Below are 18806 nucleotides of genomic sequence, written 5' to 3'. Positions count from 1 at the left end.
GTCACCGCGTTGTGCTTCGTCAGGAGCACTGAGGTGTTAGTAAGTATACTTATCTGTTCTGCGAAGGAGAAGCCACCCCTGTCCGCGCCGCCTCAGCACGTCCCGCCGTCTCCGGCGGAATGGGGGTGTCACTTCGCCGAACCGTATCCTGATGCAGCTCCAGGGCGCTAGTCACAAGCGCGAAGTGGCTGAAGGCCTGCGGGGTATTGCCCAGCTGCCGGCCGGCCTTCACGGCCCATTCCTCGCTCAGCATCCCCACGTCGTTCCGCAGCTCCAGCAGCCGCTCGAAGAGTTCCCGTGATTCCTCATGCCTGCCCGCACCCAGGAGCGCCTCCACCAGCCAGAAGGAGCACGCGAGGAAAACACCCTCGTCCCCCGGCAGGCCGTCGTCGCTCTCTTCAGGACGGTAGCGGAGGACGAACCCGTCCTCGGTGAGATCGCGCTGGATGGCGTCGATGGTCCCGATTACCCGCGGATCGTCCGGAGGCAGGAAGCCGACGCGCGGGATCAGGAGGAGGCTGGCATCGAGCTCGGGCCTGCCGTAGGACTGGACGAACGTGTTGCGGACGGCGTCGAACCCGTTGGCCATAACGTCCCGGTGGATGGTGTCCCGCAGCCGCTCCCAGCGCTCCACCGGTCCGGAAAGGCCGGACTCGCGGACGCCTTTGACCATCCGGTCCGCGGCTACCCAGGCCATGACCTTCGAATGCGTGAAATGCCGGCGGGGCCCGCGCATCTCCCACAGCCCGTTGTCCGGCTGGTCCCAGATCTTCTCGAGGTGCTCCATCAGGGAAAGCTGGACGTCCCATGATTCATCCGGATGCGTCAGCAGCGAATTCCGGGTCAGGGCGAGGCAGTCCAGCACCTCGCCCCACACATCGAGCTGCAGCTGCTCGGCCGCCCCGTTGCCGATCCGCACCGGGGACGAGTTCTCGTAGCCCTTCAGCCACGGCAGTTCCATCTCCGGCAGGCGGCGCTCACCGTGGATGCCGTACATGATCTGCAGGTCGGCGGGGTCGCCGGCCACCGCGCGGAGCAGCCAGTCCCGCCAGGCCGCCGCCTCGGCCGTGTAGCCGGCTGCCATGAGGGCCTGCAGCGTCATGGTGGCGTCCCGCAGCCAGCAGTACCGGTAGTCCCAGTTGCGCGGACCGCCCAGCTGCTCGGGAAGGGACGTGGTCACGGCCGCCACGATGCCGCCGGTGGGGGCGTAGGTCAGTGCCTTCAGGGTCACCAGGGACCGCACCACCGCGTCCTGGTACTTCCCTTTGACCGTGCACTGCGATGCCCAGCCGCGCCAAAAGGCGGAGGTGGTGCCCAGGACCTCTTCAGCGTCCACGCTGTGCGGCCGGCCCACGTGGCTTGGCGCCCACGTCAGGACAAACGGGACGCGCTCCCCCGCGCTGACGGTGAAGTCACTGAGGGTGTGCATGTTCTCGCCGCGGAGGGGTGCCGGTGTCACCAGGTAGACGGCGTCGGGGCCGGCGATGGCGTGCAGGCCCAGGTTGTCACTGCGGACCCAGGGGATGATGTGGCCGTAGTCGAAGCGGAGCACCAGCTCGCTGTGCATCCGCACGGTTCCGCTGACGCCCACCACAATGCGGACGATGTCCGCCACGGAGTCGCGGGGCGGCATGAAGTCGATGACGCGCACCGTTCCTTCAGGTGTTTCCCACTCCGTCTCCAGCACCAGGGTGCCGTCCCGGTAACCCCGGCGGGTGCAGGGGCCGCCACCCTCCGGCGCCAGCAGCCAGCGCCCCGCGTCAGGACTGTCCAGCAGGGAATTGAAGCATGCCGGGGAATCGAACCGTGGCAGGCACAGCCAGTCGATGGAGCCTTCCTTGCTGATCAAGGCCCCCGTTTGAAGGTCGCCAACAACTGCATAATCCTCGATGCGCGCCATGTGCTTACACTGCCACAGTCCGCCCCGCGGTGATGGGCACGATTCGATGTAGCCTGCAGTCATGGCAGTCCACATCGGCACCTCCGGCTGGAGCTACGACCATTGGGAGAACGTCCTCTATCCGCCGGGGCTCCCGGCGAGGGACCGGCTCAAGCATTACGTTGCCCGGTTCAGCACCGTTGAGCTTAATGCCAGCTTCTACCGGTGGCCCCGGGACACCACGTTTGCGGGCTGGAACCGGCGTTTGCCTGCGGGCTTCAGCATGTCGGTCAAGGCTCCCCGCGGACTGACCCACGCCCGGAAGCTTTACCAGCCGGAGATATGGGTGGAACGGATTCAGCGGTGCTGGCACGAGCTCGGCGATAAGCGGGCAGTCCTCCTGGTGCAGCTGCCGCCCGGGATGGAACGCGACGACGCCCGGCTGGACTACTTCCTGGCCAGGATTCCGGGATGGATCCGGGTGGCTGTGGAGTTCCGGCATCCCAGCTGGGACTGCGACGACGTCTACGCTCTGCTGGAGCGGCACCAGGCCGCCTACTGCATCATGAGCGGGGCCAACCTTCCCTGTATCCTGCGCACTACTGCACCGTTCACGTACGTGCGGCTGCACGGCCCCGACCACCAGCACCTCTACGCAGGCTCCTATTCGGATGCCGACCTTCGCTGGTGGGCCGACCGGATCCGCGAGTGGTCCGGCAGCGGCCTGGACGTCTACGCCTACTTCAATAACGACGGCGGCGGCAACGCAGTGCGCAACGCCGAGACCCTGCGCTGGATCCTGGGGGAAGGGTGACGTCATGGAGGAACGGCAAGGACCAGGGTAGCTCGGCGCGCTTCAGCCTGTGGCAGAGTGGTCCCATGGACACGGCCCCCCAGACCCCGCCACAGAACGCCGCGACACGACCGGACCCGGAAGGGCAGTCCCAGCTTTCCGGCAACACGGTGTTCAAGCTTGCCCACCGGATTTCCGACGGCGTCAACGGTGTGCGCATCCAGCTGGCCAAGCGCTGGAAGTTCGTGCCGCAGACCATTGCGTACCAGGGCTACGGATCAACCAGCCTGGTGCGCGTCCTGGGACGGGTCCTGCTGACCCAGAAGCCGATGCCCGGAAGCAAGGCGGAGCACGCAGCGCAGAACGGCAACCAGAACGTGCGCGGCTGGCGGGCCTTCACCAGCGTTCCTTTGCAGTTCACCGACGTCGAGATCACCATCGGCGATGTTGTCACCCATGTCCGGGCGGACAGGGGCGGGCTGATCGATACGGAAGTCAGCGTCCAGCTGGAGCCAGGCTGGCATACCGCGGTTCTGCGCGCCGAGGGCACGGAGCCCGTCGAGGCCAGGATCCGGGTCATCGCGCCGGACGTGAAGTTCGGGATCGTGTCAGATATCGATGACACCGTCATGGTGACTGCCCTGCCCCGGCCGTTCCTGGCTCTGTGGAACACCTTCGTGTTGAGCGAGCGGGCACGCATGGCAACACCCGGCATGGCTGTCCTGCTGGACCGGCTCACGGTGGAGCATCCGGACGCGCCGGTGATCTACCTTTCCACGGGACCCTGGAACGCCGCGCCCACGCTGGCACGCTTCCTGACCCGCAACATGTATCCGTCCGGGGCGCTGCTGCTGACCGACTGGGGCCTCACGCAGGACCGGTGGTTCCGCAGCGGCCAGGACCACAAACACCGGAACCTGGAGCGGCTCGCCAGGGAATTCCCGGACATGCAGTGGCTCCTGATCGGGGACAACGGCCAGCATGACGAAGCCATCTATTCCGGCTTCTCGCAGGAGCACCCGGACAAGGTAGCCGCGATCGCCATCCGCCAGCTGTCCGTCAGCGAATCGGTGTTCGCCGGCGGCCACTCCGAGGACGGGGACCATACCGCGTCGCAGGTTCCGTGGATCTATTCACCGGACGGCGCCGGCATCGCCAAACAGCTCACGGCCCTGGACCTGCTCTAGGCGCTGGCACCCACGGCGGGAACGTCGTCGTCGGGCACATCATTTCCCATCGCCCCGGCGCCCAAGACCTCGACGTCCAGGGCGTCACCTGCCATGGCCTCTGCTATGGCGGTGCCTGCCGCGGCGGCAAGGTCACGCTCCTCGATGAGTTCCTGGAGCCAGAAGTAGGAGGCTTTTGGGGTCCGTTCCAGTGTTTCGAAGTCCACGTGCAGGAGGCCGAAGGGCTGGTTGTACCCGGCGGACCATTCGAAGTTGTCCAGGAGCGACCACACGTAATAGCCCCGAAGGTCAACCGATGCGGCATCCCCGCCCGGGGCAGTAGCCTTCAGGGCCGCCTCAAGGTGGTCAGAGAGGTACTTGAGCCGCCGCTCATCCGGGATGAACCTGGTGTTGGTGGACTTGTCCCGGACGATGATGTCCTCGAAGCTGGCGCCGCCCTCCGTGAGGATGACCGGCGGAAGGTTGGGATAGCGTTCGCCCATCTCCTTCAGGGCCACGGCCATGTACTCGGGCTTCACCGGCCAGCCGTAGGCGGTGATGTCCGCCTCGGGCCAGGTTTCGACGTGGAACGGTGTTCCGCCATTGCCGGCCGCGCTCAGGTCGCTGCCCATGGCTTCGGCCATGCTGGCGGGCACTGCTCCGCCGCCCGGCCCTACCGCCACTTTGGTGGGCATGTAGTAGTTGAGCCCGTAGAAGTCCAGCGGCTGGGAGATCAGTTCCATATCCTCGTCCGGGTGCTCGAAGGAGCTGAAGAACTTGGCCGCCCGGATCAGGTCCGGGTATTTGCCGGTCAGCACGGGGTCCGCATAGAGCCGGTTCTGGGCCAGGTCCATCAGCCCGGCGCTGATCCTGTCCAGCGGGTTGATGGAATTGGGCACCATGGGCGAGTAGACGTTGGTCATGCCGATCTCCCCCGGCACCTTGGCGGCGCGCAGGGCCTGGACGGCGAGGCCGTGCCCCAGCAGCTGGTGGTGCACCGTCGGGAATGCCCCCAGCATCAGTTCCTTGCCGGGTGAGTGCAGGCCGAGCGTGTAGCCGTTGGTGCTGACCGTGGCAGGTTCGTTGATGGTCACCCAGCGCGCCACCCTGTCGCCGAATTCCTCCGCGAGGATGGCAGCGTATTCGCCCAGCCGGTAGGCGGTGTCCCGGTTCATCCATCCGCCGGCTTCGTCCAGCGTCAGCGGGGTGTCCCAGTGGTAGATCGTGGCCATGGGGGAAATGCCGTTGGCCAGCAGCTCGTCCAGGAGCCTGTCGTAGAAGGCCAGGCCGGCGCGGTTGGCCGGCCCGCGCCCGGTCGGCTGGATGCGCGGCCACGCGAAGGAGAAACGGTAGGAGTCCACGCCGAGTTGCTTCATGAGCGCAACATCCTGCGGCATGCGGTGGTAGTGGTCCGTGGCAATGACGGGGCTGTGGTTTTCCACGATGGCTCCGTCCTTGGCCGCGAAGACGTCCCAGCCCGCCGGGCCCCGCCCGTCCTCATCCAGCGCGCCCTCAATTTGGAAGGCAGCCGTGGCCACGCCGAGCGTAAATCCGGACGGGATAAGGGCAGCGAGTTCTTTGGCGGTGATGTGCATCTGCGGGCCTTTTGTAACGGAGCGTTTGTAAGTACGTAACAGGATCGCACAGCTGTGGGCGCCTGACGAGCACGGCGGTTCCCGGCCGGTGTCCCGGCAGCCCGCCGGGCCGGAGGGCAGCCCGTTGGGCCCTGCTAGGGTCTGTGGATGGATGAAAAACTGGGGAAGTTCATCGACGATTTCGCTGCACTTGTGCAGCTGGCACCGGCTGGCAACCATAAGGCAACAGCGGGTACGCAACTGCTTGACGCGCTGACGGAGCATCTGGGCCTGCCGGCCGAAAAACTCGCCGTGGTGGAAGAACAGATTCCGCCGCACCGGTTCGTGGATGCGGACATCGTCCTGGCTGAACTCACCGCCACGGATCCCCAAGGCAGGCTGGTGGGCATCGGCGGCGGAGGCCAGCGCCACCATGCATCCCTCAGCGACATGGTGCAGCAGTCGCAGCTTTTCCCCCAGTTTCCGCTCGCCCAGCCGGACTTCGTGAACATGGCAGTGGGCCCTGGCACGCTGCGCCAGGCCGTGGCATTCGGGTTGCGGCTTTTTTCGTACGACGGCGGCAGCCTTGCGGTCCTGCAGCGGGCCGCGGACCCGCGCTCCGGGCGGCAGTCCGCGGTACTTGAGCTGGTGGCTGGAACCGCGGAGACCGGCGCCGCGTTCCTGGCGGAGTACCGCCGGCGAATGGACAGCCAGAGCGTCCTCCAGGGCCAGGTCATTTCATTGACCATGGGCGAGTACGGACCCAGCAGCGGCGGGGTGACCTTCCACCACAGGCCCCGGCTCAAGGAACAGGAGGTGGTCCTTCCGTCCGGGCTGCTGCAGAAGGTGGCCGGCCATGTGGTCGGCATTGCCGGCCACCGGCAGTCACTCAGGGAACATGGGCAGCACCTCAAGCGCGGGGTCCTGCTCTACGGGCCGCCTGGAACGGGCAAGACCCACACCGTCCGTTACCTCCTGGGCCAGGACGCGGGCACCACGGCTATCCTGCTCTCGGGCGGTTCACTCGCCCGAATTTCCGAGGCGGCCCGGATAGCCAGGGCACTGCAGCCCTCCATGGTCGTCCTGGAGGACTGCGACCTCATTGCGGAGGACCGCAGCTTCGGCCACGGCCCCCAGCCGCTGCTGTTCGAGGTACTGGATGCCATGGACGGGCTGGACGAGGACGCGGATGTCGCCTTTGTGCTCACCACGAACCGGCCGGACCTGCTTGAACGGGCACTGGCCCAGCGTCCCGGCCGCGTGGACCTGGCCGTGGAGATCCCCCTTCCCGCCCTCGCCGAACGCACCGGCCTTCTCCGGCTTTACAGCAGGCATGCTCGTTTCAGTCCCGAGGCCCTGCAGTCTGCCGCGGAACGGACCGCGGGTACCACGGCGTCCTTCGCACGGGAGCTGGTCCGACGCGCGGTGTTGACCGCTGCCGCAGCGGGTGAGGCTGTGGCTGACGCCCACCTGAATGCCGCAGTGGACGAGCTCATGGCGGACGCCGAGACCCTGACCCGCAGCCTGCTCGGAAGCGCTGCCGGGACGTTGCCGTCCCACAGCCACGGGCCGCAGTAACCCGTGGGCTGCCGGTCCGCCCCTGCGGCTACTGGGAGCCGAACAGGAACTCCTTGGCGTGGGCCACCGCCTTCCGGAAGGCATCGTTCCGGAGCGTCACCAGGTGCTCTGTTTCGCCGTCAGCGGGTTCGAGGTAGCCCGTGTAGCCGGGCCGCAGGACCCAGATGTCGCCCCCGGGCGGAAGGTAGAACACGCCAAAGGACCGCTGCTGCTTCTCGTCTGCCGTCCACACCGGCACAACGGCCAGCGCTGCGCCCGTGGCAGGGTTGATCCATTGCGCACGGGGCAGCGGCTGCTCATGCGCTTCAGGGTCCAGGAAGGGAGCAGTTCCGGCTCCCCAGCGCTGTTCAAAGCGCTCGTGGAATGCCGGAATCAGGTGTGAATCGTATCGGCGCCAGTCGCTCATCCGGTTCTCCGCCTCCTCGCGGTGTTGCTGTTGTTGTGTTCCGCTCCCCGTTCCGTTCCCCGCCGGGGACGTTGCCGGGGCCCTGCCAGGATCATCGTCAGGCCCAGGGCCCGCTTTCCCACCGCACCGGGGTGACCCTGATGAGGGGGTGCCGGGGTCCGCCGGGGCTGCGCACCTTCCGGACGGGAACGGACTGTCCGGCAGCGGCGGCCCGCTGCTTGTCATATGCGGCGCGCCGCTCAGGATCCCTGAGGACGTTGTAGGCCTGCATGATCATCAGAAGCACACCTTCCGGGGAGGTACCGCCGTCGACGTCCGGATGGTGGCTGCGCATCAGGGCCCGGTAGGCGCGCGAAATTTCCTGTTGCGTGGCGTGCGGCTGGACCCGCAGGGTGTCGTAGTAGTCGGGGCTTGTTGTCATGGTGGCCCTTTTCCGCTCCGCCGGCGTCCGCGAGCGGCGCGGACGCCGGCGGACAAGAACGCCAGGCGCGGGCAACCGTGAAGAGGTCCCCCGCGCCTGCCGGCTGTGGCTAGGTTCCGATCTGGTGCTTTTCGCTCTGCTGGGTCTGGATCTCGATCCTGCGAGGCTTTGCCTTTTCAGCCACCGGTATCCGCAGGGTCAGGACGCCCTGGTCGTAGCTGGCCTTGATGTTGTCAGTATCCAGCGTGTCACCGAGGATCAGTTGCCGGCTGAAGACACCGCGGGGACGTTCGGAGGCCACCAGTTCCACATTGGGCTGGGTGGGGTCCTTGCGCTCCGCCCGGACCGTCAGGACGTTGCGTTCAACGTTCAGGTCCAGGGAATCCATCTTCACGCCAGGCAGGTCGAAGGCCACTACAAACTCGCCGTCTTCCTGCCAGGCGTCCATGGGCATGGCAGCCGGGCGGGCGGCGGTTCCGAAGACCTGCTGCGTGAGCCGGTCCAGCTCACGGAACGGGTCCGTGCGCATCAACATCATTTCCCACTCCTTCAGCTTCAGTAGGTGTTCCACCTGTGCCATATCCATCGGTTAATCTATGGTGATGGATATAGATTTTTTATAGCACCCGTGGGAAACTGAAGCAAGACCCCGGACGGATACTGGAGAACTGATGGCGGAACAGGACGCGGGACGGGAGACCGGCCCGAGCAGCAGCCGCGCGCTGTACGCCATCTCGGTGGCAGCGAAGCTGGCTGGAACAGGACAGCAGAACATCCGGCTCTACGAGACCAGGGGCCTGCTGACGCCGTCGCGGACGTCCGGCGGCACCCGCCAGTACAGTGATGACGACATCGCCGTGCTGCTGCGGATCGGCGAACTCCTGGAACAGGGCCTCAACCTCGCGGGCGTGGCCAAGGTGCTGGAGCTTGAGGCCGCCAACAACAAACTGCACCGCGCCCTCAAGCGGGCCAGGTCCAGGCCGCCAGGCTGAGGGGCCGGACAACAGTTCACCCCCCGGACCAGTCAGTCGCGGGGCGAATCCGCCTTGGACAGCTCACCGGTGATCCGCTCCCCGGGAACACGGGCGGTGCGCCATGTATCCAGTGCAATGACCCCGCCCAGGATGACCAGGGAGAGGGACAGCGACGCGAGGGCGTCGCTGAGCCAGTGGTATCCCAGGTACAACCTGCTCACGGCGGCAAGCACGATGCCAATCCCCGCCCCCACAAAACCAAGAACGGCTGCTTTGGTGTTGCTGTGCCGGGAGAACACCAGGAAGGCTCCAACCAGGAGGAAGTCGCACGCCCCCAGGACATGCCCCGACGGGAACGAAAACGTGTGGTCGATCCCGAACAGCATCTGCTCCACGGGCGGCCGCGAGCGCTGGACGATCCGCAGGATGATCTGGGAGATGATGACCCCGGTGACCATCGCCGACGCCAGCAGGATGGGGCGCCAGGCATGTTTCGCGGCGAAGCCCCACCACAGGATAACCACCAGGACGATGATGGGCAGGGCGATCGGGCCAAAGACCACGGCGAGGAAAATCATGAAGGCCGTGCCGGCGTCGGACCTTATCCCCAGGAGCCAGTCACGGACCGGCACATCTGCGGCAGAGAGGCCATCGGCCTGCAGCACGCTGACCAGTGTGGCGATGAACAGCGCAACCCCCGTCACCACCAGGATGATGGCCGCCCGGTACAGTCCCCGCCGGTCGGCGGGGACCATGTAGCGCTCCTCCACCACGAACTTGTCGTGGAAGGCCCGCCACCTGCCGCGGCTCCGGCTGGTAGTTGCGGAGCCTGCTGAATCCTGATGTCCCACTGTGATGCCCGTCCCTGCGCCGTTGAGATTTTCCTAGGGGAAGAGTATCGCGTTCAGCACTGGCGGTAGCCTGACTCCATGGGTGCAATGAATGAACTGATTGACGCTGCCGCCGTTCATTCTGCCGCGGCGGTCCTCACGGAGGCCGCTCCCGATGTGCAGTGGGCCCGGACCCGCGCCGCCGCCTCCCTGCTGGGCGACCTGAACCTGCGCGCCCGGACAGATCTTGCGGCGCAGGCGCTGCGGGAGGATGTCCTGAGCGCCTCCGGTGCCGGATATCCGACGGCGGCGGTCAGCTTCCGTGCAGCCCTGCGGTTTCCGGAGTTCACGGGCTGGATCCTGTGGCCGGTGTCAGAGGCTGCTGCCAGCCTTGCCGTGGATTCCGGCACCGGGGAGGACTTTGACGACGCCTTGGCCCTGCTGGCGGAACTGACGCCCCGGCTCACCAGCGAGTTTGCCGTCCGCCGCCTGCTGCGCCACAACCTGGACCGGGCACTGGACGCTGCCCTGGAGTGGACGTCCCACCCGGATGAGCATGTCCGCCGCCTGGCGAGTGAGGGAACCCGCCCCTACCTGCCGTGGGCGGTGCGCGTGCCCGGCCTCGTGGAGCGGCCCGAAGCCACCCTTCCCGTCCTGGCCGCGCTGTATCGGGACTCCTCGGAGTACGTGCGGCGGTCCGTGGCCAATCACCTCAATGACCTTGCCCGGCACGCACCCGGCCCCGTGGTGGCCACGGCAAGGGAGTGGCTCTCCGCAGCTGACGGCAACAGGGGGTGGGTGGTCCGGCACGGGCTCCGCACGCTCATCAAGAAAGGGCATCCGGAGGCACTGGAACTGCTTGGTTTTTCGCCGGCGCAGGTGGCGGTGGCCGGGCCCCACCTGGACCGGGAGGTCCTGACCCTGCCCGGTGAACTGACGTTCTCCTTCGAGATAGCCAACACCGGCGCGCACGACGTGCGCCTGGCCGTGGACTACCTCGTCCACTACCGCAAGGCCAATGGCAGCCAGTCCGCCAAGGTTTTCAAGGTGTCAACGCTTACCCTTGCCCCGGGTGAGAGCAGGAGGCTCTCCAAACGCCATGCCTTCAGGCAGATGACCACCAGGGTGCACCACCCTGGCCTGCACGCCCTGGAGCTGCAGATCAATGGTGCGGTGCATGGGCGCGCCGAGTTCCTGCTCGAAACCGGCAACGCCGGCTAGCACCTAGCGCGGCGGGCCGCCCGCGGGGTTCTGCCAGTGGTCCCGCCAGGTGTGCTCAGGCTCAAAGCCCAGCAGCCGGCGCGCCTTGTCGATGGACAGCATGGTTTCGTGTTCGCCCAGCTCCTTGACCACCTTGACGCCGGGGAACACTTCCGCGGCCAGGCTGGCACTGGACCGGCTCATGACGGTATCCGCGTTGGCGATGATGAACGCCTCGAATCCCGGCTTCCCGTTGTCGAGGGCGCGGACCACCGCCTGGGCCCCGTCCCGGCCGTCGATATAGCCCCACAGGTTCCATTTCCGGAGGGTTGCGTCGGAGTCGAAGGAGGGGAACTTTTCGTAGTCCTCCACGTCCATGACGTTGGAGAACCGCAGCCCGACGATGCTCAGTTCCGGGTCCCAGCGCGTCAGCTCAGCGGCCATCTGCTCTTCCAGGTGCTTCACCAGGGAGTAGGTGCTTTCGGGCCGGGCGGGGTACTCCTCGTCCACGGGGATGTAGGGCGGGTCGACGTCGAACGGCAGTCCCAGCACCGTCTCGCTGGAGGCGTACACCACCTTCTTGATGCCCGCGCGGCGCGCCGCCTGGAACACGTTGTAGGTGGACAGCATGTTGTTTTCGAAGGTGGCGGCATCGGGAATGATGCCCGGGGCCGGGATGGCACCGAGGTGCACCACGGCGTCAAAACCGTCATGCCTGTCGTCCACTCCCAGCAGCACGTCCAGGACCTGGCCGTAGTTCCGCAGGTCCACCACGACCAGGCCGGGACTGCGGCTGCCTTCGCGGTCCAGGTTGAGGACCTGGTGGCCGTCCTCCGTGAGCCTGCGGACCACGTGCCGTCCAAGTTTTCCGCTACCGCCGGTGACCGCAATTCTCATCAGGTTGTCCTTTACGTTGGTGGCTTGCGCCGGTTCAGGCGCCGGGGCGCGGGGAAGCCAGGAACTTTTCGACGGCGGCGATCGCCTGTCTGGTGATGTCGCCGGGATCTCCGCTGCCGTCCACGGAAACGAGCATTCCACGGCCGGCGTAGACCGAGACTACTTCATGCGTCTCACGGTGGTAGAGATCCAGGCGGCGCCGGAACACGTCCACCGTGTCATCCGTGCGGCCCTGCTCCGCGGCACGCCGGAGCATCCGCTGCTCCAGGACGGAGTCGGGGGCGGTCAGCTCAATGACCGCATCCAGCGCAAACCCCTGGGACACGAGCATGTTGTCCAGCTCCGCCACCTGCGGAGCCGTGCGCGGATAGCCGTCCAGCAGGAAGCCCGCCTGCAGGTCGCTGTCCTGCAGGCGGTCCTTGACCATCGCGTTGGTGAGGTGGTCCGGGACAAAATCGCCGTCGTCGAGATAGCCGGCAGCCTGGTTTCCCAGCTCCGTTTCCTCGTTGACGTTGGTCCGGAAAATTTCTCCGGTGGAAAGCGTGGGAACGCCGAAGTGCCGGGCCAGGTGTTCCGCCTGCGTTCCCTTGCCGGAGCCCGGCGGACCGATGATGAGCAGCCTGGTCATGTCCTGTCCCTCTTCCTGCCCCAGCGGGGCCTGCCAGCCGCCGGTTCCGGGGGTCTGCCGCCGGGAGCACCGGCGCCTGCTTCATTCTGCCGGTAACTCCCCGGCCGGCGCCAGAGAGCCTGCACCGTATGTGTCAAAGTGACCATTTCCCCCGCCGGAGGATGTATATACTTCTGGATATCGGTTTAGCAGCAGGCCGTTGGAAAGTTCCTCGATCCAGCGACCTTCACAGCCTGCCCGCTCCGCCGGGGGGATGCTGGAAGTCACCGGGTTGTCCTGAGCGAATGGCACCAGAAAACCGTGGCCAGCGAGTCAACAGCAAAAACTGATACATCCATTACCGAGCACCTGCATGAGCTGGTCCTCAACAGCTCTGATGTTGAGGACTTCCTTAACGAGCTGGCACAGGTATCCGCACGCAACCTTTCCGAGCCCGGCGATGAGATCATGTGCGCCATCACCCTCCTGCGGCAGCGCAAGGCCGCGACCGTGGCGAGCAGCAGCCCGGATGCGAAGGCCATTGCGCACCTTGAGTATGAGTTCAGCGAGACGCCGAGCCTGACGGCCTCTGCCGCCCAGGAAAGCATCCACGTCCCCGACGCCCGCGACGACGGCCGCTGGCCCGAATACTCCTCGGCCGTGCTGGCCCAGGGCATCCGCTCCGTCCTCGCGCTGCCCTTCCAGCTGGAGGGCGGGACGAAGGCTGCCCTGCTGCTGTACTCGCGCCGGCCACACCGTTTCGAGCCGCGCATCCTTGAATTTGCCGAGGACTTCGTGGGCCAGACGTCCCTGGCCCTGCGCCTGGCGGTGCGCTTTGCCCACTACAGCGAGACTGCGGCGAACCTCCGCGCCACGTTGGAGTCCCGGACGGTGATCGACATGGCCGTGGGCATCATCATGGCCCAGAACCGGTGCAGCCAGCAGGACGCCTTCGAGATCCTGAAAACGGCCTCCAGCACCCGCAACTCGAAGCTTCATGACGTTGCCGCGGCCGTGGTGAATTCGCTGGGCCAAGGGCCGGCACGCACGCACTACGACGGCTAGTTTTCACAGGCCCCTTATATATCCGGCAAATCCCCCTGCCAGCTTGCCTCCCTAGAAATGAGGCATGACTCCGCAACAGACCAGAGAACGTAAACCCGGCCGCGCCCGGCGGGCCATCATCGCCGGGGCCGTGGCCCTCACCCTTTCCGCCGGGGGCGCAACGGCCTGGGCACTGGACCGGTTCGTGGTCCAGCACGTCGAGATCGCCGATGTCTCGGCCTACGAAGCCAGCCAGGCAGGAAACTCCACCGGAACGACGGCTGAAACCGCCACCAATTCCACGTCATCCACCGCCGTCACCACGGACACTTCCTACGTCTCCGGCTCGTCCAACATCAGCATCTCCACGGTAACCACCGGCAGCGGCGACGACACCGTCACGTACTACGTTGCCGACGTCGTGCTCGATGACGCCACCACCCTCCAGTCCGCCTTCGCCAACGACAGCTTCGGCGAGAACATCACCGAAACCACGTCCGCCATTGCCGAGGCCAACAACGCAGTGTTCGCCATCAACGGCGACTATTACGGCTTCCGGGACACCGGCATCGTGATCCGCAACGGCGTGGTGTTCCGCGACGAGGGGGCGCGGCAGGGCCTGGCGTTCTACCGCGACGGCACCGTCAAGGTCTACGACGAAACCACCACCACGGCCGGGCAGCTGGTGGCCGAGGGCGTCTGGAACACCCTCTCCTTCGGCCCGTCCCTGCTGGACAACGGCGAAGTGGCCGAAGGCATCGAGGACGTGGAAGTGGACACCAACTTCGGCAACCACTCCATCCAGGGCGAACAGCCCCGCACCGCCGTCGGCATCATCGACGACAACCACCTGGTGTTCGTGGTGGTGGACGGCCGCAGCCCCGGCTACAGCGCCGGGGTCACCATGACCGGCCTCGCGGACATCATGCAGGGCCTCGGTGCCACCACGGCGTACAACATCGACGGCGGAGGCTCCTCCACCATGTACTTCAACGGTTCTCTGGTGAACAACCCGCTGGGCGCCAGCAAAGAACGCGGCACCTCCGACATCCTCTACATCGGCGGGTAGGGCCCGGACATGATCATCCTGATCCCTGCCTATGAGCCGGACCTGCAGCTTCCCGCCCTGATCCGCTCCATCCGCCAGGCGGAACCGTGGCTTCCCATCGTGGTGGTGGATGACGGCAGCGGCCCGGAGTACCGGGATGTGTTCGACGCCGTCAGGGACCTTGGGTGCCATGTGATCAGCTATGGGCGCAACAGGGGAAAGGGCTTCGCCCTCAAGTCCGGGCTGGGCTTCATTGCGGACAACCTGCCCGGCCACGACGTGGTGTGCGCCGACAGCGACGGCCAGCACCGGACGGCGGACATCCTCCGGGTGGCCGATTCCCTCCGGGAGGACCGGGCTGGGCAGGGCTGGTCCACGATGGTGCTGGGCAGCCGGAAGTTCACCGGCGACGTCCCGGCGCGCAGCCGGTTCGGCAACACCGCAACGAAGATGCTCTTCACCCTGGCCACCGGCGAGCGCATTCCCGATACCCAGACCGGCCTCCGCGGCTACCCCGCCGCCGTGATCCCCTGGCTCCGGTCCGTCCGCGGCGACCGGTACGAATACGAGCTGAACCTGCTGCTGGAAGCGCGGAACGCCGGCTATGCCATCCGTTCGGTGGACATCGCCACGGTATACCTGGACCACAATTCCGGTTCGCACTTCCGTCCGCTGGCCGACTCAGTGCGGATCTACGCCCCGCTGCTGAAGTTCCTGGCCTCGTCCTTCACAGCGTTCCTGGTGGACACCGTGCTGTTCGTGCTGCTCACGCTGCTGGCCGATTCCCTGCTCTTCGCTGTGCTGGGGGCCAGGGCGGTGAGTTCTGCCGTGAACTTCATGGTGAACCGGCGCATCGTCTTTGACCATGGCAGGGAGAAGCCCGCCGGCACCACCGGAATCCGCTACTTCAGCCTCGCCGCCCTGCTGCTTGCTGCCAACTTCGGCCTCATCTGGGCCCTGGAAGGCGCCGGGCTGCTGGCGCTTCCGGCCAAGATCCTGGCTGAGGCCATCCTGCTGGGGATCAGTTTTGTGGTGCAGCAACGCTTCCTCTTCACGGCACAGGCACGCGGAAAAGCAGCCAGCAAATCCTCCCGCACCGGCCCCAGGGAACCGTCAGCCAGCACTCATATACCCGGCTAGGTTCCGTCACAGCACCCGCACAGTTTGGGCGGGCACCGTGAATACCAGCCCACCAAAAACATCCCGGAGAATCCCATGAACCCCCTTATTTTCACCCTCGCCGACCTGGCAGCCATCAGCATCCTGACCTTTGTCCTGTACCTCCGCCGCCACCGCCGCCGCGACCTGGTGGTGTCCTACCTGGGCATGAACGTAGGCGTCCTGGCCGTGGCCACAGCGCTCTCGGGTTCGGCCGCCGGCCTTGGCCTGGGACTGGGCCTGTTCGGGGTCCTGTCCATCATCCGGCTGCGCTCCACCGAGCTGGCCCAGCACGAGGTGGCCTACTACTTCTCGGCCCTGGCCCTTGGCCTGATCGCCGGCCTGGGGATTGAGCCCCTCTGGCTGACAGGTTCACTGATGGCACTGATCCTGCTGGTGATGTTCGTGGGAGACCACCCACGGGTCCTGCCGGCCCACCGCCACCAGACCGTCATCCTGGACCGCGCCATTGCCGAGGACGGCGAACTCTACGCCCGGCTGGAGGAGGTCCTCCACGGCAAGGTCCACTCCGCCACCATCCAGGAACTGGACCTGGTGAACGACAAGACCATCGTGGATGTCCGGTACGCCTACTCCCCCGCAGCCTTCCCTGCAGCTGTCACGGCCCTGCCGGCGCCGCGGCACGCGGAACCTGCCCCCATGGAACCTGCCTCCCTTCAACCTGCCGCCGGAGAACCAGCCACCGCCCGCCTGACAACCACTGCAGGTGCCGCATGAGCACGCCCGCAACGGCCGTCGTCGTCAGCAACCTCGGCTCCCTCCGCCCCGTTGGGCTGGAGGAGCTCAACTCCGAGGCCGCACTGCAGACCCGCGTGGACCGCAAGTACGTGGTCCCGGCCCGGTTTGCAGGCCAGCTCCTCGCCACGTTCCGCGCCGACGTCCGCGTCCTGGAGATGGACGGCTCCCGCAGCTTCGCCTACGACTCCGTCTACTTCGACACCGCCGGCCTGGACAGCTACCTTCTGGCTGCCCGCGGCCGCCGGCGCCGTTATAAGATCCGCACCCGGACCTATGTGGACAGCGCGGTGAGCTTCCTGGAGGTGAAAACCGAAGGCGCACGGGAAGCGACGGTCAAGGAACGCATCCCGTACCTCCCCGAGGACCGCGCCCGGCTCACGGCCGAAGGCCTGGAATACGTCCGCGAAACGCTCACCGCGGCCGTGGGTTCAATACCCCCCGGCCGCCTCCACCCGGTCCTGGAAACCCGCTACCACCGGACCACGCTCTACCTGCCGGAGTCCGGAAGTCGCGCCACCATCGACACGGACGTGACCTGGCAGCGTCCCGGCCGGGCTGCTTGGGTGCTCGATGATGCGGTGATCCTGGAGACCAAGTCGGGCTCCACGGCCGGGCCGCTGGACCGGCATTTGTGGGCACACGGTGTCCGCCCCTCCCGGATCTCGAAATTCGCCACCGGCATGGCCGCCCTGTGCCCGGACCTGCCCGCAAACCGCTGGAACCGGACGCTGCGCCGCAGCCTCTCCCTCCGGCCCGCAGCCTGACCCCCATCTCCCCCACGCTTTCACCTGAAGGAAAAACCATGAAACGCTTCCGCACACACCTGTCCGTCACCGCGCTTGCCCTGGCCCTCGGCCTGGCGGGCTGCTCCGTGGGCGGCACGACTCCCACCGGGGTCTCGGCCGTCAGCAGCCAGGCCTCCACCACCAGCGCGGGCTCTGCCGCCTCCACTGCCTCCACCGGCACTGCGGGGGCCGTCTCGTTGGACGCCCTCGCTGACGACACCCACTACGACGCCGACGACCTCACCTGGGACGCCGCCTCCGAAGTAGCCGTGACCCTGGCGGACGGTGCCAGCGCTGCTGCCGCCGGAACGTCGTCGTCCGCTGTCAAGGTCGACGGCGATACCGTCACCATCACCGCCGCCGGCACCTACCGCCTCAGCGGCTCACTGTCCGACGGGCAGGTGGTGGTGGCTGCCAGTGAGGAAGACGTGGTCCGGATCATCCTTGACGGGGCAGCCATCACCAGCTCCACGGGGTCCCCGTTCGTGGTGCAGGGCGCGAACGAGGCGATCGTGTACCTCGAGGACGGAACCACCAATTCCCTCAGCGACGCCGCCACCTACGCCGGCCAGGGCACGGATGCCCCCGACGCAGCCTTGTACTCCATGGCCGACCTCACGATCGCCGGGACCGGGTCCCTCACCGTAGACGGCAACTTCAACGACGGCATCTCCTCGAAGGACGGCCTTGTCCTCGCCGGAGGCACCGTGACGGTGGACGCCGCGGACGACGGCATCGTCGGCAAGGACTACGCGGTGCTCCTGGACGGCGCCTACAAGGTGACAGCAGGCGACGACGGCTTCAAGTCCGACAACGAGGAGGACGAGGGGCGCGGCTGGGTACTGGTCAACGGCGGCACCCTGAACGTCAGCGCCGGCGACGACGGCATCAAGGCCTTCAACACGCTCACCATCGCGGCAGGCACCACCACGGTGGAGGAGTCGGAGGAAGGCCTCGAGGCCCAGCACATCATCATGACCGGCGGCACCGCCACCGTCACCGCCAACGACGACGGCGTGAACGCCTCAGGCGGCAGCACAAGTTCCAGCACCACCGCCGAAGGCGGAATGGGCGGCGGCATGGGTCGCGGGGAGATGGCCGTGGGCGACTACACCGTGGACATCAGCGGCGGCCTGCTGACCATCAACTCACAGGGCGACGGCCTGGACTCCAACGGCAACGCCAGCATCTCCGGCGGCACCGTGGTGGTCAACGGCCCCACGAACGACGGCAACGGGGCGCTTGACGTCAACGGTGAACTGGTGGTCACGGGCGGAACAGTGGCCGCCGCGGGCAGCGCGGGCATGGCTGTCACACCGGGAGCCTCCTCCACGCAGTCCGGCGTGCAGGTGACCCTTGATTCGTCCATTCCCGCCGGCACCGTAGTCCAGATCGCCGACTCCTCCGGCACCGTGGTGGCTGCATTCGTCACCACCAAGGCCGCAGCCTCGCTGGTGTTCTCCTCCGCGGCCATCAGCGACGGCGCGGAATACACGGTGTACACCGGCGGAACGGCAACGGTCAGCGCGGGCATCGGTGAAGGGTCGCTCGACGGCGCCTCGGAGCAGGGTACGGTCACGGCCGGGGAATACAGCGCAGCGCAGGGCCCCGGCGGCGGAGGCGGCCCCCGCTGGTAAACCCCCAACCCTCGCTCACCTAACGCAACGTTTCCCCAAACGCTCTCCCA

The 18806-nt window shown here is 66.7% G+C and carries 19 protein-coding genes; 11 read left to right on the top strand and 8 right to left on the bottom strand.

What is annotated here, in order from left to right:
- Positions 1 to 49: 49 nt before the first annotated feature.
- Positions 50 to 1900, bottom strand: a complete 1851-nt coding sequence (locus NFU08_RS09630) for a glycoside hydrolase family 15 protein (protein ID WP_251422609.1) — start codon at positions 1898 to 1900, stop codon at positions 50 to 52.
- Positions 1901 to 1961: 61 nt separating this feature from the next.
- Between NFU08_RS09630 and NFU08_RS09625 the strand changes: the two genes are divergently transcribed.
- The gene (locus NFU08_RS09625) at positions 1962 to 2693 is read left to right on the top strand and encodes a DUF72 domain-containing protein (protein ID WP_251422606.1); all 732 of its coding nucleotides are present in this window, start codon (positions 1962 to 1964) and stop codon (positions 2691 to 2693) included.
- Positions 2694 to 2758: 65 nt separating this feature from the next.
- On the top strand, positions 2759 to 3859 hold the full coding sequence (locus NFU08_RS09620; RefSeq protein WP_251422603.1) for an App1 family protein: 1101 nt from the start codon (positions 2759 to 2761) through the stop codon (positions 3857 to 3859).
- On the opposite strand, the gene NFU08_RS09615 is transcribed toward NFU08_RS09620, so the two are convergent.
- The gene (locus NFU08_RS09615) at positions 3856 to 5433 is read right to left on the bottom strand and encodes a glycoside hydrolase family 1 protein (protein ID WP_251422601.1); all 1578 of its coding nucleotides are present in this window, start codon (positions 5431 to 5433) and stop codon (positions 3856 to 3858) included. The genes NFU08_RS09620 and NFU08_RS09615 overlap by 4 nt on opposite strands.
- Positions 5434 to 5580: 147 nt before the next feature.
- Between NFU08_RS09615 and NFU08_RS09610 the strand changes: the two genes are divergently transcribed.
- A complete protein-coding gene (locus tag NFU08_RS09610; protein ID WP_251422599.1) occupies positions 5581 to 6990 on the top strand; it encodes an ATP-binding protein in 1410 nt (469 codons plus the stop codon).
- Positions 6991 to 7018: 28 nt separating this feature from the next.
- On the opposite strand, the gene NFU08_RS09605 is transcribed toward NFU08_RS09610, so the two are convergent.
- The 3 genes from NFU08_RS09605 to NFU08_RS09595 all read right to left on the bottom strand — a co-directional run bounded on the left by NFU08_RS09605 (position 7019) and on the right by NFU08_RS09595 (position 8352).
- On the bottom strand, positions 7019 to 7396 hold the full coding sequence (locus NFU08_RS09605; protein WP_174177286.1) for a hypothetical protein: 378 nt from the start codon (positions 7394 to 7396) through the stop codon (positions 7019 to 7021).
- A 97-nt stretch (positions 7397 to 7493) separates the two neighbouring features.
- Positions 7494 to 7817, bottom strand: coding sequence for a J domain-containing protein (locus NFU08_RS09600; RefSeq protein WP_251422596.1), 324 nt, complete (start codon positions 7815 to 7817; stop codon positions 7494 to 7496).
- A gap of 109 nt (positions 7818 to 7926) precedes the next feature.
- A complete protein-coding gene (locus NFU08_RS09595) occupies positions 7927 to 8352 on the bottom strand; it encodes an Hsp20/alpha crystallin family protein (protein ID WP_251422810.1) in 426 nt (141 codons plus the stop codon).
- 136 nt (positions 8353 to 8488) lie between these two features.
- Between NFU08_RS09595 and NFU08_RS09590 the strand changes: the two genes are divergently transcribed.
- A complete protein-coding gene (locus NFU08_RS09590; protein ID WP_174177288.1) occupies positions 8489 to 8809 on the top strand; it encodes a MerR family transcriptional regulator in 321 nt (106 codons plus the stop codon).
- Positions 8810 to 8841: 32 nt separating this feature from the next.
- On the opposite strand, the gene NFU08_RS09585 is transcribed toward NFU08_RS09590, so the two are convergent.
- On the bottom strand, positions 8842 to 9642 hold the full coding sequence (locus NFU08_RS09585; RefSeq protein WP_251422593.1) for a phosphatase PAP2 family protein: 801 nt from the start codon (positions 9640 to 9642) through the stop codon (positions 8842 to 8844).
- A gap of 78 nt (positions 9643 to 9720) precedes the next feature.
- Between NFU08_RS09585 and NFU08_RS09580 the strand changes: the two genes are divergently transcribed.
- Entirely contained in the window at positions 9721 to 10842 is a 1122-nt protein-coding gene (locus NFU08_RS09580) for a DNA alkylation repair protein (protein ID WP_251422590.1), read from the top strand.
- A gap of 3 nt (positions 10843 to 10845) precedes the next feature.
- Here the strand turns inward: NFU08_RS09580 and NFU08_RS09575 are convergent, their stop codons facing one another.
- Together NFU08_RS09575 and NFU08_RS09570 are read right to left on the bottom strand one after the other, a co-directional pair.
- On the bottom strand, positions 10846 to 11718 hold the full coding sequence (locus NFU08_RS09575; protein WP_174177292.1) for an NAD(P)-dependent oxidoreductase: 873 nt from the start codon (positions 11716 to 11718) through the stop codon (positions 10846 to 10848).
- Positions 11719 to 11752: 34 nt separating this feature from the next.
- Entirely contained in the window at positions 11753 to 12346 is a 594-nt protein-coding gene (locus NFU08_RS09570; protein ID WP_174177294.1) for an adenylate kinase, read from the bottom strand.
- Positions 12347 to 12646: 300 nt separating this feature from the next.
- Here NFU08_RS09570 and NFU08_RS09565 point away from each other — a divergent pair, with 300 nt between their 5' ends.
- The 6 genes from NFU08_RS09565 to NFU08_RS09540 all read left to right on the top strand — a co-directional run bounded on the left by NFU08_RS09565 (position 12647) and on the right by NFU08_RS09540 (position 18756).
- Entirely contained in the window at positions 12647 to 13390 is a 744-nt protein-coding gene (locus tag NFU08_RS09565) for a GAF and ANTAR domain-containing protein (protein WP_174177296.1), read from the top strand.
- Positions 13391 to 13454: 64 nt separating this feature from the next.
- Positions 13455 to 14438: a phosphodiester glycosidase family protein gene (locus tag NFU08_RS09560; RefSeq protein WP_251422587.1), complete on the top strand. Its 984-nt coding sequence runs from the start codon at positions 13455 to 13457 to the stop codon at positions 14436 to 14438.
- Positions 14439 to 14447: 9 nt separating this feature from the next.
- The gene (locus NFU08_RS09555; RefSeq protein WP_251422583.1) at positions 14448 to 15557 is read left to right on the top strand and encodes a GtrA family protein; all 1110 of its coding nucleotides are present in this window, start codon (positions 14448 to 14450) and stop codon (positions 15555 to 15557) included.
- Between the two features lie 75 nt (positions 15558 to 15632).
- Complete coding sequence (locus NFU08_RS09550) at positions 15633 to 16313, top strand: DUF4956 domain-containing protein (protein WP_251422580.1); 681 nt, start codon at positions 15633 to 15635, stop codon at positions 16311 to 16313.
- A complete protein-coding gene (locus NFU08_RS09545) occupies positions 16310 to 17098 on the top strand; it encodes a polyphosphate polymerase domain-containing protein (RefSeq protein ID WP_251422578.1) in 789 nt (262 codons plus the stop codon). The genes NFU08_RS09550 and NFU08_RS09545 overlap by 4 nt, the downstream gene beginning before the upstream one ends.
- A gap of 38 nt (positions 17099 to 17136) precedes the next feature.
- Positions 17137 to 18756: a carbohydrate-binding domain-containing protein gene (locus NFU08_RS09540; RefSeq protein ID WP_251422575.1), complete on the top strand. Its 1620-nt coding sequence runs from the start codon at positions 17137 to 17139 to the stop codon at positions 18754 to 18756.
- Positions 18757 to 18806: the final 50 nt, after the last annotated feature.

Origin of the sequence: Pseudarthrobacter sp. NCCP-2145 (assembly GCF_023708005.1) — a bacterium.
In the GTDB taxonomy this organism is placed as follows: domain Bacteria; phylum Actinomycetota; class Actinomycetes; order Actinomycetales; family Micrococcaceae; genus Arthrobacter; species Arthrobacter oxydans.
This window is presented reverse-complemented; position numbering and strand designations above follow the sequence as displayed.

Bases quoted from the DNA above. Each gene is read 5' to 3' on its own strand.
- NFU08_RS09630 (WP_251422609.1), bottom strand. From the start codon at position 1,900: ATGGCGCGCATCGAGGATTATGCAGTTGTTGGCGACCTTCAAACGGGG.
- NFU08_RS09625 (WP_251422606.1), top strand. From the start codon at position 1,962: ATGGCAGTCCACATCGGCACCTCCGGCTGGAGCTACGACCATTGGGAG.
- NFU08_RS09620 (WP_251422603.1), top strand. From the start codon at position 2,759: ATGGACACGGCCCCCCAGACCCCGCCACAGAACGCCGCGACACGACCG.
- NFU08_RS09615 (WP_251422601.1), bottom strand. From the start codon at position 5,433: ATGCACATCACCGCCAAAGAACTCGCTGCCCTTATCCCGTCCGGATTT.
- NFU08_RS09610 (WP_251422599.1), top strand. From the start codon at position 5,581: ATGGATGAAAAACTGGGGAAGTTCATCGACGATTTCGCTGCACTTGTG.
- NFU08_RS09605 (WP_174177286.1), bottom strand. From the start codon at position 7,396: ATGAGCGACTGGCGCCGATACGATTCACACCTGATTCCGGCATTCCAC.
- NFU08_RS09600 (WP_251422596.1), bottom strand. From the start codon at position 7,817: ATGACAACAAGCCCCGACTACTACGACACCCTGCGGGTCCAGCCGCAC.
- NFU08_RS09595 (WP_251422810.1), bottom strand. From the start codon at position 8,352: ATGTTGATGCGCACGGACCCGTTCCGTGAGCTGGACCGGCTCACGCAG.
- NFU08_RS09590 (WP_174177288.1), top strand. From the start codon at position 8,489: ATGGCGGAACAGGACGCGGGACGGGAGACCGGCCCGAGCAGCAGCCGC.
- NFU08_RS09580 (WP_251422590.1), top strand. From the start codon at position 9,721: ATGGGTGCAATGAATGAACTGATTGACGCTGCCGCCGTTCATTCTGCC.
- NFU08_RS09575 (WP_174177292.1), bottom strand. From the start codon at position 11,718: ATGAGAATTGCGGTCACCGGCGGTAGCGGAAAACTTGGACGGCACGTG.
- NFU08_RS09570 (WP_174177294.1), bottom strand. From the start codon at position 12,346: ATGACCAGGCTGCTCATCATCGGTCCGCCGGGCTCCGGCAAGGGAACG.
- NFU08_RS09560 (WP_251422587.1), top strand. From the start codon at position 13,455: ATGACTCCGCAACAGACCAGAGAACGTAAACCCGGCCGCGCCCGGCGG.
- NFU08_RS09555 (WP_251422583.1), top strand. From the start codon at position 14,448: ATGATCATCCTGATCCCTGCCTATGAGCCGGACCTGCAGCTTCCCGCC.
- NFU08_RS09550 (WP_251422580.1), top strand. From the start codon at position 15,633: ATGAACCCCCTTATTTTCACCCTCGCCGACCTGGCAGCCATCAGCATC.
- NFU08_RS09545 (WP_251422578.1), top strand. From the start codon at position 16,310: ATGAGCACGCCCGCAACGGCCGTCGTCGTCAGCAACCTCGGCTCCCTC.
- NFU08_RS09540 (WP_251422575.1), top strand. From the start codon at position 17,137: ATGAAACGCTTCCGCACACACCTGTCCGTCACCGCGCTTGCCCTGGCC.